This window comes from Bauldia sp. (genome assembly GCA_037200845.1).
In the GTDB taxonomy this organism is placed as follows: domain Bacteria; phylum Pseudomonadota; class Alphaproteobacteria; order Rhizobiales; family Kaistiaceae; genus DASZQY01.
Window position 1 is genome coordinate 1,115,200 of sequence record JBBCGQ010000001.1, and the last position, 16,911, is coordinate 1,132,110.

12 protein-coding genes and 2 pseudogenes are annotated in these 16,911 nt (G+C 68.4%); 10 read left to right on the top strand and 4 right to left on the bottom strand.

The genetic code is table 11. The annotated features are described in order from the left end of the window. The first annotated feature begins 235 nt into the window (after window positions 1-235). From cysG to WDM94_05365, 5 genes are all read left to right on the top strand, one after another. Window positions 236-1,654 carry a siroheme synthase CysG gene (cysG, locus tag WDM94_05345; GenBank protein MEJ0012052.1) on the top strand — a complete coding sequence of 473 codons (1,419 nt, stop codon included), beginning with the start codon at window positions 236-238 and terminating at the stop codon, window positions 1,652-1,654. Between the two features lie 43 nt (window positions 1,655-1,697). Then, complete coding sequence (locus tag WDM94_05350; GenBank protein ID MEJ0012053.1) at window positions 1,698-2,033, top strand: DUF2849 domain-containing protein; 336 nt, start codon at window positions 1,698-1,700, stop codon at window positions 2,031-2,033. A gap of 154 nt (window positions 2,034-2,187) precedes the next feature. Continuing rightward, window positions 2,188-3,849: a nitrite/sulfite reductase gene (locus WDM94_05355; protein ID MEJ0012054.1), complete on the top strand. Its 1,662-nt coding sequence runs from the start codon at window positions 2,188-2,190 to the stop codon at window positions 3,847-3,849. Further along, the gene (locus WDM94_05360; GenBank protein ID MEJ0012055.1) at window positions 3,836-4,588 is read left to right on the top strand and encodes a phosphoadenylyl-sulfate reductase; all 753 of its coding nucleotides are present in this window, start codon (window positions 3,836-3,838) and stop codon (window positions 4,586-4,588) included. The genes WDM94_05355 and WDM94_05360 overlap by 14 nt, the downstream gene beginning before the upstream one ends. Window positions 4,589-4,741: 153 nt before the next feature. After that, window positions 4,742-5,251, top strand: coding sequence for a DUF934 domain-containing protein (locus WDM94_05365; protein ID MEJ0012056.1), 510 nt, complete (start codon window positions 4,742-4,744; stop codon window positions 5,249-5,251). 352 nt (window positions 5,252-5,603) lie between these two features. On the opposite strand, the pseudogene edd reads toward WDM94_05365, so the two are convergent. Continuing rightward, window positions 5,604-7,419: pseudogene (gene edd, locus WDM94_05370) on the bottom strand (phosphogluconate dehydratase). 313 nt (window positions 7,420-7,732) lie between these two features. Further along, window positions 7,733-9,201, bottom strand: a pseudogene (gene zwf, locus WDM94_05375) (glucose-6-phosphate dehydrogenase). A gap of 217 nt (window positions 9,202-9,418) precedes the next feature. Between zwf and WDM94_05380 the strand changes: the two are divergent. The 3 genes from WDM94_05380 (at window position 9,419) to WDM94_05390 (ending at window position 12,861) form a co-directional block, all read left to right on the top strand. Beyond that, on the top strand, window positions 9,419-10,891 hold the full coding sequence (locus WDM94_05380; GenBank protein ID MEJ0012057.1) for an MliC family protein: 1,473 nt from the start codon (window positions 9,419-9,421) through the stop codon (window positions 10,889-10,891). 135 nt (window positions 10,892-11,026) lie between these two features. Further along, on the top strand, window positions 11,027-12,451 hold the full coding sequence (locus WDM94_05385; protein MEJ0012058.1) for an MATE family efflux transporter: 1,425 nt from the start codon (window positions 11,027-11,029) through the stop codon (window positions 12,449-12,451). 128 nt (window positions 12,452-12,579) lie between these two features. Next, complete coding sequence (locus tag WDM94_05390) at window positions 12,580-12,861, top strand: hypothetical protein (GenBank protein MEJ0012059.1); 282 nt, start codon at window positions 12,580-12,582, stop codon at window positions 12,859-12,861. A 140-nt stretch (window positions 12,862-13,001) separates the two neighbouring features. On the opposite strand, the gene WDM94_05395 is transcribed toward WDM94_05390, so the two are convergent. Beyond that, window positions 13,002-13,298: a hypothetical protein gene (locus tag WDM94_05395; protein MEJ0012060.1), complete on the bottom strand. Its 297-nt coding sequence runs from the start codon at window positions 13,296-13,298 to the stop codon at window positions 13,002-13,004. A gap of 224 nt (window positions 13,299-13,522) precedes the next feature. On the opposite strand from WDM94_05395, the gene WDM94_05400 reads away from it, so the two are divergent. After that, window positions 13,523-14,245: a response regulator gene (locus WDM94_05400; protein MEJ0012061.1), complete on the top strand. Its 723-nt coding sequence runs from the start codon at window positions 13,523-13,525 to the stop codon at window positions 14,243-14,245. Further along, entirely contained in the window at window positions 14,242-15,717 is a 1,476-nt protein-coding gene (locus WDM94_05405; GenBank protein ID MEJ0012062.1) for an ATP-binding protein, read from the top strand. The genes WDM94_05400 and WDM94_05405 overlap by 4 nt, the downstream gene beginning before the upstream one ends. A gap of 62 nt (window positions 15,718-15,779) precedes the next feature. Here the strand turns inward: WDM94_05405 and WDM94_05410 are convergent, their stop codons facing one another. Further along, complete coding sequence (locus tag WDM94_05410) at window positions 15,780-16,877, bottom strand: ABC transporter permease (protein ID MEJ0012063.1); 1,098 nt, start codon at window positions 16,875-16,877, stop codon at window positions 15,780-15,782. Window positions 16,878-16,911 lie beyond the last annotated feature (34 nt).

Consider the following 16,911-nt stretch of genomic DNA (forward strand, 5'->3'; position numbering starts at 1 on the left):
CCAACTTTGCCGTGATTTTCCGCGGACCGGTTCCGGCGTCTATTTCATTTCGTGGGCATTCGCCGAAATCTTTTTCCTCGTCATCGAACCAGAATGAAACGGCCGCTATAGCTTCGAAGTCGACGACTTCTTAAATGTTTGCCGCAAGAAAGGCACCGCCGCCTTTCCCTCCGAATCAACGCCGCCGACCCCGTCCGGTCCAACCGTCCGAGCCTGCGACCGGAAAGCACGATCGATGTCCGACGCCTCGCGCAAGCTGTCCGTCTTCCCCGCCTTCCACAAGGTCGCCGGCCGCCGCGTCGTGGTCGTCGGCGGTGGCCCCGAGGCCGCGGCCAAGATCCGCCTGCTCGCCGAGACCAAGGCCGAGATCGTCGTCTTCGCCCCCTCGCTCGACAAGGAAACCGGCGCCGACCTGATCGCCGCCCTCGGCGACTGGCGCGGCGCCCATCCGACCCGCGCCGATATCTCCGGAGCCGCGCTCGTCTTCGCCGCCACCGGCAGCGAGGAAGGCGACCGCGAGATCGCGACTCTCGCCCGCGAGGCCGGCGTGCCGATCAACGTCGTCGACCGCCCCGAGATGTGCGATTTCTACGCGCCGGCGCTGGTCAACCGCGCCCCGCTCGCCGTCGCCATCGGCAGCGAGGGCGTCGCCCCGGTCCTGACCCGCCATGTCCGCGCGAAGATCGAGACGATGCTGTCGCCCGCCTTCGGCGATCTCGCCGGCCTCGCCGATCGGCTGCGCGAGCGCGTGTCGCGCACGCTGGGCACGGCCTCCGACCGCCGCCGTTTCTGGGCGCGCTTCTTCTCCGGCGCCGTTGCCGAGAAGGTATTCGCCGGTGACGTCGATGCCGCCGAGCAGGAGGCGCTGCGATCGCTGGAGATTGACCCGGTTCGTTCCGGCCATGTCTCGCTGGTCGGCGCCGGCCCCGGCGCCGAGGATCTCCTGACGCTCCGCGCCCAGCGCGCCCTGCAGGAAGCCGACGTCATCGTCTACGACCGCCTCGTGCCCGACGCCGTGGTGGCGCAAGGCCGCCGCGACGCCCGCCGCATCTACGTCGGCAAGGCCAAGGGCGCCCACGCGGTGACTCAGGGAGAGATCAACGCGCTGATCGTCAACGAGGCCCGCGCCGGCCACCGCGTCGTCCGCCTCAAGTCGGGCGACCCGCTGATCTACGGCCGGGCAGGGGAGGAGATGGCCGCGCTCCGCGCCGCCGGCATCTCGTTCGACATCGTCCCCGGCATCACCGCCGCCTTCGCCGCCGCCGCCGAAGCCGAGATCCCGCTGACGCTGCGCGATTCGTCTTCCTCGCTGGTCTTCGCCACCGGCCACGACGCCGACGGCAACACACTGCCCGACTGGGCCGGCCTCGCGCTCGGCGGCGCCACCGTCGCCGTCTACATGGGCCGCACGGTTGCCGCCTCGGTTGCCGCGCGCCTGATCGAAGCCGGCATGAAGCCATCGACCCCGGTCGCCGTGATCGAAAACGCATCCCGCAAGGATCGCCGCGCCTATGCCGGCATCCTCTCCGAGCTGGCGCAAATCGCCGAGCGGCCGGAACTCACCGGCCCCGTGCTGATCCTCGTCGGCGACGTCGTCGCGCAAGGCAACATCGCCGAGGCGCCCGCGCCACTCGCCGAGCTGGTGGCCGCATGACCCAAGAGGCGAGGAGCGCCGAAGGCGCGACCGGGACGAAATAATGTTCAAAGCCGCCAAAGAAGGTCCGGCAAAAGTCATCACCGCGAACGATCTCCGCGACGGCCTGGTCGTGTTCCTCGATCACGACGGCGGCTGGACCCACGACATCGCGCTCGCCCGCGTCGTCGAGGACGGTCCCGATCTGGATTCCGCGAACGCCTACGCCAAGGCCCAGCACGACGCCCGCATCGTCGTCGAGCCATACCCCATCGACGTTGAGGTGAAGGCCGGCATCCCGGTCCCGACGCGGTTGCGCGAAAAGATCCGCGCCGACCGCGGCCCGACCATCGTCTATGGCGAGGCCGAGGTCGCCAAGATCAGCGGAGCGCGGCAATGACCGCTGCCCCCTCAGTCGGCTACGCCGACAGCTCCGCCATAAACGGGGGAGCACCGTGCTGCGCCGGTTCATCCGGATTCTCCCCCGCAAGGCGGGGGAGGGGGGACCATGCGAAGCATGGTGGAGGGGGCGCGCGCCCTCGGAGTGGCGGCAAATGTATAGATACGACGAATTCGACACCGCCTTCGTCCACGAGCGCGTCGCGCAGTTCCGCGGCCAGGTCGAGCGGCGCCTGTCCGGCGAGATCAGCGAAGACCAGTTCAAGCCGCTCCGCCTGCAGAACGGCGTCTACCTGCAGCTCCACGCCTACATGCTGCGCATCGCCATTCCATATGGCACGCTGAACCCGCAGCAGATGCGCATGCTGGCCTTCATCGCGCGCAAGTACGACCGCGGCTACGGCCACTTCACCACGCGCCAGAATCTCCAGTTCCACTGGCCGGCGCTGAAGGACATCCCCGACATCCTCGAGCATCTGGCGAACGTCGAGATGCACGCCATCCAGACGTCGGGCAACTGCATCCGCAACGTCACCGCCGATCACTTCGCCGGCGCCGCCGCCGACGAGGTCGTCGACCCGCGCCCGTACGCGGAGATTCTCCGCCAGTGGTCGTCGCTCCACCCGGAGTTCCTGTTCCTGCCGCGCAAGTTCAAGATCGCGGTCACCGGCTCGGAGCGCGACCGCGCCGCGATCCAGGTCCACGACATCGGCCTGCACGCGAAGCGCAACGACAAGGGCGAGCTGGGCTTCGCCTACTACATCGGCGGCGGACTTGGCCGCACGCCGATGATCGGCCACCTGATCAACGACTTCCTGCCGGTCGAGGATTTGCTGTCCTACACGGAAGCGGCGCTCCGCGTTTACAATCTCTTTGGCCGCCGCGACAACAAGTACAAGGCGCGCATCAAGATCCTCGTCCACGAGACCGGCGCCGCCGAGATCAAGCGCATGGTCGAGGAGGAATGGCAGCGCATTCGCCACGGCGCTCTCGCGCTGCCCGACGACGAGGTCCACCGCATCGAGTCCTACTTCGCGCTGCCCGCCGGCCTGACGCCGCGCCCGGCGACGAGCATCGTCCTCGAGCGCGCCCGCGTGACGAACTCGGCGCTCGCCACCTGGGTCGACCAGAACACGGCGAAGCACCGCATCTCCGGCCACGCGCTGGTCACCGTCTCGCTGAAGCCGATCGGCGGCACGCCGGGCGACGCCACCGCCGACCAGATGGACCTGCTCGCCGATCTCGCCGAGCGCTACAGCCAGGGCGAAATCCGCGTCAGCCACGAGCAGAACCTGATCCTGCCGCACGTCGCGCTCGACGATCTGCCGGCGCTGCACGAGGCGCTCGCCGCCGCCAATCTCGCGACCGCCAACGCCGGCCTGGTCACCGACATCATCGCCTGCCCGGGCCTCGATTATTGCGCGCTGGCCAACGCCCGCTCGATCCCGATCGCCCAGCGCATCTCCGAGCGCTTCGCCGATCAGGCCCGCCAGCAGGAAGTCGGCGACCTCAAGATCAAGATTTCCGGGTGCATCAATGCCTGCGGCCACCACCACGTCGGCCACATCGGCATCTTGGGCGTCGAGAAGAAGGGCGAGGAGTTCTACCAGATCACGCTCGGCGGCTCCGGCGACGAGACCGCCTCGGTCGGCGAGATCGTCGGCCCCGGCTTCTCCTCCGACGAGGTCATCGACGCGGTCGAGACCGTCGTCGATACGTACCTGAAGGTGCGCGAGAGCCGCGACGAGAATTTCCTCGCTGCCGTCCGCCGCGTCGGCATCGCGCCGTTCAAGGAGGCGCTGTATGGCGCCGCTTGACGCACTCGCTCGCGTCGCCGAGCCGGAGGCCTTCGCGCCGCCCGACGTCGGCACGCTGAACGCGCTTCACGGCAGCCGCGGCGCCGAGGGCATCATCGACTTCGCCGCGCACGAGCTGTTCCCCGGCCGCATCGCGCTGGTCTCGAGCTTCGGTGCCGAGTCGGCCGTGCTGCTCAGCCTCGTGGCCGAAGTGGATCGCAGCCTGCCGGTCGTTTTCCTCGACACCGGCAAGCTGTTCGCCGAGACGATCGCCTACCGCCATTCGCTCGCCGACCATCTCGGCCTCACCGACGTGCGGACCATCATCCCGGATCCCGATCGCCTCGCCGCCGGCGATCCGCACGGCGCGCTGTGGATGACCAACCCCGATCTCTGCTGCCACTATCGCAAGACAGAGCCGCTCAACCGCGCGCTCTCCGGTTTTGACGCCTGGTTCACCGGTCGCAAGCGGTTCCAGAACCGCGTCCGCGCCGAGCTGCCGGTCTTCGAGGCCGACGGCGACCGCATCAAGGTCAACCCGCTGGTCAACTGGTCGAGCGACGACCTCAAGGCGTACACGGCGAAGCACGCGCTCCCAGAGCACCCGCTGGTCGCCAAGGGCTTCCTGTCGATCGGCTGCGTCCCGTGCACGACCAAGGTCGCCCCGGGCGAGGACCCGCGCGCCGGCCGCTGGCGCGGCCTCGGCAAGATCGAGTGCGGCATCCACACCGACCTCGAAATCGACGGCAGCGGCATCTGATTTTCACGCTGCCTGTCGCTTGCCGCATGCTCCCCGATGAAATACTCACGTGTCGTCCCCGCGAAGGCGGGGACCCAGTACACACGGAACGGGCGGCGTTTACTGGGTCCCCGCCTGCGCGGGGACGACAATGATGGGAATGCGAGCACGGTAATGCCCCTCTGGAAATCCGGCGCCTTCGTCGACGACCCTTGGCAGATCGTCCCCGACGATCAGCCCGTGCCCGCCGACGTGCCCGCGATCCTGACGCTGAAGCGCTGGCGCGAGAACCGCGACACGCTGCAGACGCGCAATGCGCCGATCGGCCTGCAGATCGACCCCGGTAACGACTGGAGCGACATCGTCCCCGATCTGCCGCGCTTCCCGGTTGTGGTGGTGACGATCCCGAAATATGCCGACGGCCGCGCCTTCTCGATCGCCCGGCTGCTGCGCGAGCGCGACGGCTACAAGGGGGAGATCCGCGCGGCCGGCAACTACATCATCGACCAGGTGCCCTACATGGCCCGTGTCGGCATCGACGCGTATCTCACCGCCGATCCGCACGTCATCAAGGCGTTCGACGAGCACCTCTGGCCCGAGGTGCCGCACTACCTCCAGCCGGCCTGGTCCGGCGACGGCGAGGTTCCCGCCGGCACGCGCCCTTGGATCAGGAAGCGGACGTAGTCTCCACTACGCTTTGTTCCGGCGCCTCATCCCCTAGCTGTCATCCCCCGGCTTGACCGGGGGACCACGCGCAGCAAGCGCATCAGAGCGTCTTGAAACTGGTCCTCCGGTCGACGCTTCGTGCCGCCGAAGGATGACAGCGTAGGAGTGCGCCGTCCCGGTAGAGGAGGACAGACACCCCTCCCCAAAACGCCTTCGGCGTTTTGACCCTCCCACAAGGGGAGGGTTCATCCTTGTTGGACTAGCTAGCTCCCCCCAAACTCCGCTTGAGCCCTCCCCTTGTGGGAGGGCCAAAACCGCAACGCGGTTTTGGGGAGGGGTGTGCCTCCTCCGCGCGGAGTGGGAGGCGCCGCTACAGCACCCCGGCGCCCAGCTCCGCCGGCTTCGCATTCGCCCGGAACATCGCGAACAGCTCCCGCCCCATGCCGAACTGGTTGCCGGCGAGGTTGGGCGCGGTCGGCGCCCGCGCCGCGAGGTCGGCAGGGTTGGCGAGCACCTCGAGGATGCCTTTCTGCGCATCGACGCGCACGACGTCGCCGTCGCGCAGCCGCGCCAGCATGCCGCCTTCGGCCGCCTCCGGCGTGACGTGGATCGCCGCCGGCACCTTGCCGGAGGCGCCCGACATGCGGCCGTCGGTGACCAGCGCCACCTTGAAGCCCTTGTCCTGCAGCACGCCCAGCGTCGGCGTCAGCTTGTGCAGCTCCGGCATGCCGTTGGCGCGCGGCCCCTGGAAGCGGATGACCGCGACGAAATCCTTGTTGAGCCGCCCGGCGCGGAAGGCTTCGCGGAGCGCCTCCTGCGAATCGAACACCATGGCCGGCGCCTCGACCACCTGATGTTCGGTCGCGACCGCCGAAATCTTGATGACCGCGCGGGCCCATGTTGCCGGAGAGCAGGCGGATGCCGCCCTCGGGCAGGAACGCCTTCTTCACCGGCGCCAGCACCTTCTCGTTCTTGCTCTTCTTCGCGCTTTCGACCCAGACGATCTCGTCGCCGGCGCCCATCGTCGGCTCGGTCAGGTAACCGCGCAGCCCCCGTGCCCCACACAGTCTTCACGTCGTCATGCAGCAGACCGGCGCCGATCAGTTCGCGCATCAGGAACTGCATGCCGCCCGCCTGGTGGAACGCGTTCACGTCCTCCGTTCCGTTCGGATAGACGCGTGCGAGCAGCGGCACGGCCTCGGAGATGTCGTGGAAATCGTCCCACGTCAGGTTGATGCCGGCGGCGCGCGCGATCGCGACGAGGTGGAGGGTGTGGTTGGTCGATCCGCCGGTCGCGTTCAGCCCGACGACGCCGTTGACGATGGTGCGCTCGTCGACCACCTGGCCGACCGGCGTGTACTCGTTGCCGAGCGCGGTGATCGCCAGCGCCCGCTTGGTCGCCGCCCTGGTCAGCGCATCGCGGAGCGGCGTGTTCGGATTGACGAACGAGGCGCCGGGCAGGTGCAGGCCCATGATCTCCATCAGCATCTGGTTGCTGTTGGCCGTGCCGTAGAAGGTGCACGTGCCTGGCGCGTGGTACGACTTCGCCTCGACGTCGAGGAGCTGCTCGCGGGTGATCTTCTTCTCGGCGTAAAGCTGCCGCGCCTTGGAGCGTTCCGGGTTGGACAGGCCGGAGGGCATCGGTCCGGCCGGGATGAACACCGCCGGGATGTGGCCGAAGGTCAGCGCCGCGATCATCAGGCCGGGCACGATCTTGTCGCAGATGCCGAGATAGACGGCCGAGTCGAACATGTCGTGCGACAGGCCGACGCCGGCCGCCATCGCGATCGTGTCGCGCGAGAACAGCGACAGCTCCATGCCGGTCTGCCCCTGCGTGACGCCGTCGCACATCGCCGGCACGCCGCCCGCGACCTGCGCCGTGCCGCCGGCCTTGCGCGCGCCTCACGGATGATCTCGGGGAAGCGTTCGTACGGCTGATGCGCCGACAGCATGTCGTTGTAGGCCGTGATGACGCCGAGGTTGGGCGCGTTCGCCGCCCGCAGCACCGCCTTGTCGCTCGGCCCGCACCCGGCAAAGCCGTGCGCCAGGTTGGAGCAGGAGAGGTGCCCACGCCGCACGCGATGCTCCGCCGCCGACTGGATGCGTTCGAGGTAGGCGCCGCGCGTTGCCTGGCTGCGCCGCGCCAGCCGCTCCGTCACCTCGCCGATGCGCGCGTTGATGCTCATGATTCTTCTCCTTGCGACGCCGGGAGGGGCGCCGCGTTTCCGAGTCTTAAACTGGAATAGAACTCGACCATTTCTACCGGCAACGCGACATCTTTGCGACGCGGTCGGCGCTCAAACTTAAAGCGCACCGTGCTCACGGCTTCATCCGCCCGCTTCGAGAGCAGCAACTCCAAACTCCGCTTCCCCCCGCGAAAGCGGGGGCCAGGTGCCGCGTACGTGCACCGATGGCGAGCTTCGCCGCGCTACCTGAATCCCCGCTTTCGCGGGGAAAGCGGGGAGGCGACTGCCGGCCTGCCTCAAACCCAAACGCGGCCTAATCCGTATCGTCGTGCCAGGTCCGCCCATCGCGCTCGATCAGCGCGATCGACGCGGTCGGTCCCCAGGTGCCGGCCGGATAAGGCTTCGGCGCCTCGCGCGACTTGTCCAGGCGTTGGCGATCGGGTCGATCCACGCCCACGCGGCTTCCACCTCGTCGCGCCGCATGAACAGCGTCTGGTTGCCGCGGATGACGTCGAGGATCAGCCGCTCGTACGCGTCCGGCGAGCGCGCGCCGAAAGCTTCGGCGAAGCTGATGTCGAGGGGAACGTAGCGGAGCCGCATCCCCCCCGGGCCCGGATCCTTGATCATGATCCACAGCTTCACGCCTTCGTCGGGCTGGATGCGCAGGACCAGGCGATTGGCCTCGATGCCGCCGGCGCCCGCATCGAAGATCGAATGCGGGATGGCGCGGAAGGTAATGACGATCTCCGACTGCCGGATCGGCAGCCGCTTGCCGGTGCGCACGTAGAACGGCACGCCCGCCCAGCGCCAGTTGCTGATCTCGGCCTTGAGCGCGATGAACGATTCGGTCGTCGAGTTCGGATTCTCGACCTCGGTCGTATAGGCCGCCATGTTGCCGGCGGCGCGATACTGCCCGCGCACGATTGACTGGTTGATGGTCGCCTCGTCGATCGGCTTCAGCGCGCGCAACACCTTCAGCTTCTCGTCGCGCACGCCGTCCGCGTCCATGTGCGTCGGCGCTTCCATCGCGACCAGACACAGAAGCTGCATCAGGTGGTTCTGCATCATGTCGCGCAGCGCGCCGGAATGGTCGTAGTAGCCGCCGCGCCCCTCGACGCCGATCGACTCGGCGACCGTGATCTGCACGTGGTCGATGTGCGCCGCGTTCCACAACGGCTCGAACAGCGCGTTGGCGAAGCGCAGCGCCATCAGGTTCTGCACCGTCTCTTTGCCGAGGTAATGATCGATGCGGTAGATCTGGCTTTCGCTGAACACCTTGCCGACCGCGTCGTTCACTTCCTTGGCCGAGGCGAGGTCGTGCCCGATGGGCTTCTCGATGATGACGCGTGTCTTGGGCGTCACCAGGCCATGCGCGCCGAGCTTCTCCGAGATCGGCCCGAACAGCTCCGGCGCGACCGCCAGGTAGAAGGCCCGGATGCGATCCTCGCCCGGCTTGAGCAGCGCCTTGAGCTCGTCCCACCCGGCTTCCGCCAGGGCATCGACCGGCGCAAAGTGCAGCCGGTGCAGAAACGTCTCGAGCACCGCCGGGTCGTCGCGATCGCCGGCGCTGACGAACTGCTCCAGCGCCTTCTTGGTCGCGTCGCGATATTCCGCATCGCTCATCGCGCGCCGCGAAACGCCGACGATCCGCGCCACGGTCGGGATCTGCCCGTCGCGATGGCGGTGATAGAGGGCGGGCAGGAGCTTCCGGTAGGCGAGGTCGCCAGAACCGCCGAAGACGATGATATCGAACGGCTCGACGGCAATAATCCGGCTGGTCATGAGATAAAGTCGCTCCAGGGCGGCCACGGGAGTTGCGGCGCCGGGTGTTTACACCGGCGCGGCGTCTTTTGGCAGGGGGATCATGCTCCCGCCAAGGTGACAAAATCGTTGCAAACTCCGGGCCGACCACCCTGCCTGCCGCCTGATTTCCGTCATTCAGGTGGCGTTCACTCTGTTGCTGGCAAGACGGCGCAGCATCTCGCGGAGGGTGAAGTCGATGTGGCGCGTATTGTGGGCCTCGCTGGCGCTGGCGGTTTGGGCTTCGGCCGCCCCATGGGCCGCCCATGCTGAGACGCGCCTGTTCACGGTGCGCACCACCCTGCCAGGCGTCACCGTCGTCGAGGCGACGCGAAACGGCGCCGATCTGCCGGTCGCCGGCACCAACGCCGGCGCCACCTTCTTCCGCATCGACAATCCGCAGGGCGCGGTGCCGTGCGCCAGCCGCATCCGCTTCGTCGCCTCCAACGGCCAGACCATCGACCGCCAGGTCGATCTTTGCGCCAACAACTGGGACCTGACGCTGGCCGTCAGCGGCGGCGGCGCCGCGACCCCGACGCCGCCGGTCGTGAGCAATCCGCCGCCGGCGCAGGTCAACCTGCCGGCCAGCACGCGCCAGGCCGTCGCGATCGCGACGGACGATCCGGGCATCACGATCGCCAACGTCTTCCTGCGCGGCGAGGAGGTGCCGATCGTCGCCCGGCAGGATCCGTACGTGCAGATCAACGTGCTCGGCGGCCCGTCCGGGTTCGACTGCAGCCGCGACCTTGGCCTCGCGCTGTCCGATGGCCGCCGCATCGCCCGCCCGGTCGATATCTGCGCCGCCAATTATCTCGTGGTCATCCCCCTGGTCGGCGGCGTCGTCCCGCCGGTGCCGCCGGCGAACTTCCGCCCGCGCGCCGTCATCCAGCCGCTGCCGCGGGCGACCGCTCCGCTGCCGCGGGCGCAGCTCCCGGCCCCGCCGCCTGTCGCCGCCGCGCCGGAATACGTCACCAACATGCAGTGGCTGTTCTCGGCGACCGGCACCAACGCCAGCTTCGCCTACGCCATCCCCAACACCGAGGCGAGCGAGTTCACCGCCGTCTGCGCGCTGCGCTCGCGCCAGATCACGCTGACGCTGACGCGCACCGCGGATGAACTGGGTCCCGGCGGTACCGTGCCGGTCACCTTCACCGCCGGCGCCTTCGCGCGCACCTACGCCGCGACCGGCAGCGCGGTCAGCGAACTCGACGGCGTCTCCCATCCGGTTCTTCGCCTCAACGTCGCCGACCCGCTGTGGCCCGCGATGATCAAGGAGAAGGCGCTGCAGATCCGGATCGGCTCCAGCCCGGCTTACGCCCTGTCGCTGTCGGGCAGCGCCGTGCAGGCGAAGCAGTTCCTCGCCGCCTGCAGTCCGTCGCCGCCGCCTCCGGGGCTGACCGACCTGCCGCCGCCGGTGCCGGGTCCGCCCATCGCCGGTCCGGTCGCCTCGGCATCGAGCTTCCTCTGCGACGACGGCTCGACCATCAACGTCGCCTTCCAGCAGGACACCGCCGTCGTCTACGAGCCCGGTGCCCCGCCCGTGGTCCTGTTCAGCGCGCCGTCGCAAAGCGGCACGCGCTGGATCGCCGGGTTATCGCAACTCGTCGGCCTCGGCGAGCAGGTCTTCTGGACGCGCCAGGGCGGCAACTCGCGCGCCTGTCAGCGAGGTTAGTCCCGGCGCCTCCGCTCGTCCCTGCTTTCGCGGGGACGGGCGAGAGGATCCGTGGTGTCCCCGATCACACACGGCGCCGAATAGTTCCGGCCCGGGGTGGCGCGAAGCGGCGTGCCGGTCTAGAAGGCCGCCGTCATGACATCGATGGTTGCGGAAGGGCCGGCCTCGCAGGGGGCGTGGAGCACCGAGCTTCGCGCCACGATCGCGCTCGCCTGGCCGCTGATCCTCACCAACCTGTCGCAGATCGCGCTCGCCACCACCGACGTCATCATGATGGGCTGGCTCGGACCGGAGACGCTGGCCGCCGGCGCGCTCGGCGCCAACCTTAACTTCGCGTTTCTCATCTTCGGCATCGGTCTGGTCACGGCGACGTCGCCGCTGATCGCGATCGAGCTCGGCCGCCGCAGCCACGCCGTCCGCGACGTGCGCCGCACTTTCCGCCAGGGCATCTGGGCGGCGATCACGTACGCGATTCCCGCGTGGCTGCTCCTCTGGCACGCCGAGTGGATATTCCTTCGCCTCGGCCAGCAGCCGGCGCTTGCCGCCAACGCGGCGAGCTACCTCCACACCTTCATGTGGTCGATCCTCCCATTCCTCGCTTACCTCGGCCTGCGCAATTTTGTCTCGGCGCTGCAGCGCCCGCTGGCCGCGCTGTGGATCAGCGGCGCCGCGGTCGGCGTCAACGCGTTCCTCGTCTGGCTGCTGCTCTTTGGCAACCTCGGCTTCCCGAGACTCGGGCTCCCCGGCGCTGGCATCGCCACGACAGTGACCAACATCCTGATGTTCCTGGGGCTCGCCGCGATCGTCATGCTCGACCGCAAGTTCCGCCGCTACCGCCTGTTCGGCCGCTTCTGGCGCGCGGACTGGATGCGCTTCCGCGAGATCTGGAAGATCGGCATCCCGATCGCGCTGACGCTCGGCTTCGAGGTCACCATCTTCAACGCCGCCGTATTCCTCATGGGCCTCATCAGCGCCGAGTCGCTCGCCGCGCATTCGATCGCGATCCAGATCGCCTCGGTCGCCTTCATGGTGCCGCTCGGCCTCGGCAACGCCGCCACGGTCCGCGTCGGCCTCGCCTTCGGCGGCGCCAACCGGGCAGGCATGGCGCGCGCCGGCTGGGCGGCGTTCGTGCTCGCCATCGGCTACGCCTGCTGCACTGCGGCGATCATGCTGGTCTTCGGCCGCGAACTCGTCGGCGTCTTCCTCAAGCTCGACGTGCCCGGGAACCAGACCGTGATCGATCTCGCCGTCTCGTTCCTGGTCTTCGCCGGCATCTTCCAGCTTGCCGATTCGGGTCAGGCGGCAGCCTCCGGCATGCTGCGCGGCTTGGGCGATACGCGCGTGCCGATGCTCTATGCCGCGCTGGGCTACTGGTGCATCGGCCTGCCGCTCGGCGTCGTGCTGGGTTTCTGGACGCCGCTCGCGGGCAGGGGCATCTGGATCGGCCTCGCCACCGGCCTCGCCGTCGTCGCCGTGCTGATGACGACGCGCTGGGCGCGCCGCGAGAAACTCGGCCTCACCGCCAGCGCGGCGAACGTCGTGCCGGTGCCGCTCCACTAGCAACACACTGTTACAGTGAGGGCCGCTTCCCGAAACATTCGGCTTACAGCCGCGTGGTGATTTCCCTCAGCCGCGAACGATGACGCGCGGCCGACAGAAAATCCAAGTCACCACACGGAGAAATTCCAATGGTTCGCAATATCCTCCTTGCCACCGCGCTCGCCGCTGCCTTCGCCATGCCGGCCTTTGCCGCCACGACCACGGCGCCGAAGCCCGCTCCGAAGCCGGCGAAGCTTTACTACGTCGAGCTGGTCGGCGGCGTCTGCAAGGTGTCCGACGCGGTGACCGCCGCCCCGACGCTGACCGCGCCCGACGTGATCGAGCCGAACGCCAAGGGCTACAAGAGCCTGGCCTCGGCCAAGGCCGACCTCGCCTCGCTGGTGAAGGCGAAGACCTGCAAGACGGCCTGATCCTCCCGGTCTTTCCGTCTGAAACGAGAAGCCCGGCCTCGCGGCCGGGCTTCTTGCTTCTTTCTTCTTTGCCTCCCCCTTGCGGGGAGGCCGAAATCACGCAGCGATTTCGGGTGGCGGATTGATTTGTTCGCCGTCCACTAAACCTTCGGCGCGACGCCGATCAGATGCAGCGCCGCGCGCAGATCGAACGCGCCGCGGACAGGCGAGCCGGTCGAGCACAGCTTCGCGCCGCGCACATCGAGTTTCTCCGCCTTCGCCAGCCACATCGACTTGTGCTTCGGCGCCTTGCTGAACTGATGCGCGAGGATCGAGCAGTCGGTCGCCGCGACGATCTTGTGCTTCATCATGGGATGCATGACGGGCTGGGCGGCGAACGCGGCCGTCGACAGGACGAGGGTGAGGGCGGTGGCGCCGACGATGGTGCGAAGGGTCATGGAATTCTCCGGTTTGGTAAAAGCGAGCCGAAAGCCGCCGGCGGCGCCGGTGGCTGGACCGCGCCAACCCATCACCGGCCTGTAACCCGCGCGTGTCTGGCGGTGCCGGCCATGAAACCGCCTGTTTCCGGGACGCCTTTTTGCAACAATCTGTAATCCTCGCCGCCGGCCCGTCGTCCTAGATTGGCCGCGCTGGGGAGGGGCCTCCGACGGACGAACATCGCGTGAACGACCGGCCGCATCTGTTGATCGTCGATGACGATCGCGAGATTCGCGATCTCATCGCGCGTCTGCTGCAGAAGCACGACTACAAGGTCGAGACCGCCCGCGACGCCAACGCCATGGATGCGATCCTGGCGGTCACCCGCGTCGATCTCGTCATCCTCGACGTCATGCTGCCCGGCAAGAGCGGCCTCGACATCTGCCGCGATCTCCGCGCGCGCTCGCCGGTGCCGATCCTGATGCTGACCGCGATGGGTGACGAGACCGACCGCATCGTCGGGCTCGAGATGGGCGCCGACGACTACCTCGCCAAGCCGTTCAATCCGCGCGAACTGCTCGCCCGCATTCGCGCCATCCTGCGCCGCGTCCACGCGCCGGCCGCCGCAGGTCCATTGCAGCCTGCCGCCAAGCGGCTGAGCTTCGCCGGCTGGCAGCTCGATCTCGGCCGCCGCCGGCTGGAGGCGCCCGACGGCGTCATCGTCGACCTCACCACCGGCGAATACGAGCTCCTGATCGCCTTCGCCGAGCGCCCGCAGCGCGTGCTCACCCGCAACCAGCTTCTCGATCTCGCCCGCGGCCGCGACGCGACGCCGTTCGACCGCAGCATCGACGTGCAGGTGAGCCGCATCCGCCGCAAGATCGAGAGCGACCCGCGCGCGCCGGAGATGATCATCACCGTGCGCGGCGACGGCTACATGTTCACGCCCGAGGTGCAGGTCGCATGAGGCGCCTGCTGCCCGACAGCCTCGCCGCCTGGGCGCTTCTCATTCTCATCGCCGGCCTCGCCATTGCCGAGGTTGCGACGCTGACGACCATCCTGCAGAACCGCGCCGTCAACACGCGCATGACCGGCTTCTTCCATCTCTCCGAGCGCGTCTCCTCGATGAGCCGCGCCATCGCCGCCGAGCCGACCGACGGCCGCGCCGCGCTGGTCGCCGCGCTTTCCTCCGACACCCTGTCCGTCGGCATCGGCCGCACGCCGGTGGCGCGCGACTCCGCCGGCGGCAACGAGGAGCTCGCCGAGCTCGAAGACATCATGCAGGAGCGCCTCGCCGACAGCGGCGTCACTGACGTTCGCGTCGAGCGCAACTTCCCCGACGCCGGTGACGACGCGGCCAGTCCGGAGGTTAACGGCGACGCCGGTCCGGTGGAGCGCTTCCTGACCGAGTTCGGCGAGGACTACACGCTCGACGACAGCTACATCGTCTCGGTCCAGTTGAAGGACGGCACCTGGGTCAACTTCGGGATTCCGGTCGCGCCGTCGCCGAACTGGTGGTCGCTCAACACCGTCGCGCTCACCGCGCTGGTCATCGCGCTGGTGCTCGCCGCGTCGATCTGGGCGCTGCGCGGGCTCACCGCCCCCTATGCCGTGCTCGCCGCCGCCAGCGAACGCCTCGGCCGCGACCTCAACGCCTCCGCTTTGCCGGAGAAGGGCCCGCGCGAAGTCCGCGCTGCCGCCCACGCCTTCAACATCATGCAGGAGCGGCTGCAGCGATCCTTCGCCGACCGCGAGCAACTGGTCGCCGCCATCTCGCACGACCTGCGCACGCCGACGACGCGGCTGCGCCTCCGCGCCGACTTCATCGACGATCCCGAGCAGCGCGCCCGCATGCTCGCCGACCTCGACGAGATCGAGACGATGACGCGCTCCGTGCTGACCTTCGCGTCGAACAACGCCCAGCCCGAGCCGCGCGCCGTCATCGACCTCGTCTCGATGCTGCGCTCGCTCTGCGACGACATGCCAGGCGCAACGCTGGCCCTCGCCGCCGACACGCCCGCGCGCGTCGCCTACCAGGCCGAGCCGGTGGCGCTCCGCCGCGCGGTCACCAACATCATCGACAACGCCGTGAAATACGGCCACGCGGCGCGCGTCTCGTTGGCCGTGGCGAAGCACGCCGTCCACATCGTGGTCGACGACGACGGCCCCGGCATCGCCACCGCCGACACCGAGACGGTCTTCCGCCCGTTCCGCCGTCTGGAATCGTCGCGCAACCGCGAAACCGGCGGCACCGGCCTCGGCCTCACCATTGCCCGCACGGTAGCCCGCGCCCACGGCGGCGAGGTGACGTTGACCAACCGCGCCGAGGGCGGATTGCGGGCGGAGATCGTGCTTCCGCTCGACCGTCATCCCGCGCCTGCAGCGCAGACAAAAAACTGGATGCCGGCCTCGGCTCCCCTGACAAAGGAAGAAGCGTAGCCCCTCCGCTCAGCCGTCGTTGTTTGTCCTCCCTCCCTCCCCGCAAGGGGGAGGAAGAAGCCTTAGTCCAGCGTCCGCCGATACCTGACCAGCGCCAGCGTCGCGACCGCCAGCCAGAACAGCGCCAGCGGCCACACCTGCGGCGCGACTTCGGCGAACCCGCCGCCCTTGAGCATCACGCCGCGCACGACGCGCAGGTAATGCGTGAGCGGGATGACCTCTCCGATCCACTGCGCCCATATCGGCATGCCGCGGAACGGAAACATGAAGCCGGACAGCAGGATCGACGGCAGGAAGAAGAACACCGTCATCTGCATCGCCTGCATCTGGTTTCGCGCGATGGTCGAGAAGGTGTAGCCGAGCGTCACGTTGGCGCCGATGAACAGGAGCGTCACGGCGAGCAGCACCGTCATCGGCCCCTCCATCGGCACCTGGAACAGCAGCTTCGCCGCCACCAGGATCACCGCGATCTGCACGAAGCCGAAGCCGATGTAGGGCACGATCTTGCCGATCATGATCTCCACCGGCTTCGCCGGCATCGCCATGAGATTCTCGATCGTCCCGCGCTCGACCTCGCGCGTGATGGCGAGCGCCGTCATCAGGATCGTCGTCAGCGTCAGGATTACGCCGAGCAGCCCCGGCACGATGTTGTAGGCCGTGATGCCCTCCGGATTGTAGAGCCGGTGCACGACGACATCGACCGGCAGCTCTCCCGGCTTGAGATTGTGCAGCGGCCCGGTCGCAGTCTCCGCCAGCGCGTCGGTCACGATCATCTGCAGCGCCGACAATCCGCCCGCCGTGGCCGCCGGATCGGTGGCGTCCGCCTCGACCAGCAATTGCGGCCGCTCGCCGCGCACCAGCTTGCGTTCGAAGTCGTCGGGGATCGTCACGATGTAGGCGATATCGCCGCGCGCCAGCATCGCGCGCGCCTCGGCCTCCGTCGGCGCGCCCTCCAGCACGTCGAAATAATTCGACGTCTGCATAGCCGCGATCAGCGCGCGCTCGACCGGCCCGTGGTCGGCGACGATCGCCGCCGTCGGCATCTTCTTCGGGTCGGTATTGATGGCGTAGCCGAACAGCACGAGCTGCACGATCGGCACGCCGACGATCATCGCGAACGTCAGCCGGTCGCGCCGCATCTGGATGAATTCCTTGACCATCACGGCCCAGATGCGCGACCAGGAAAGACCGAAG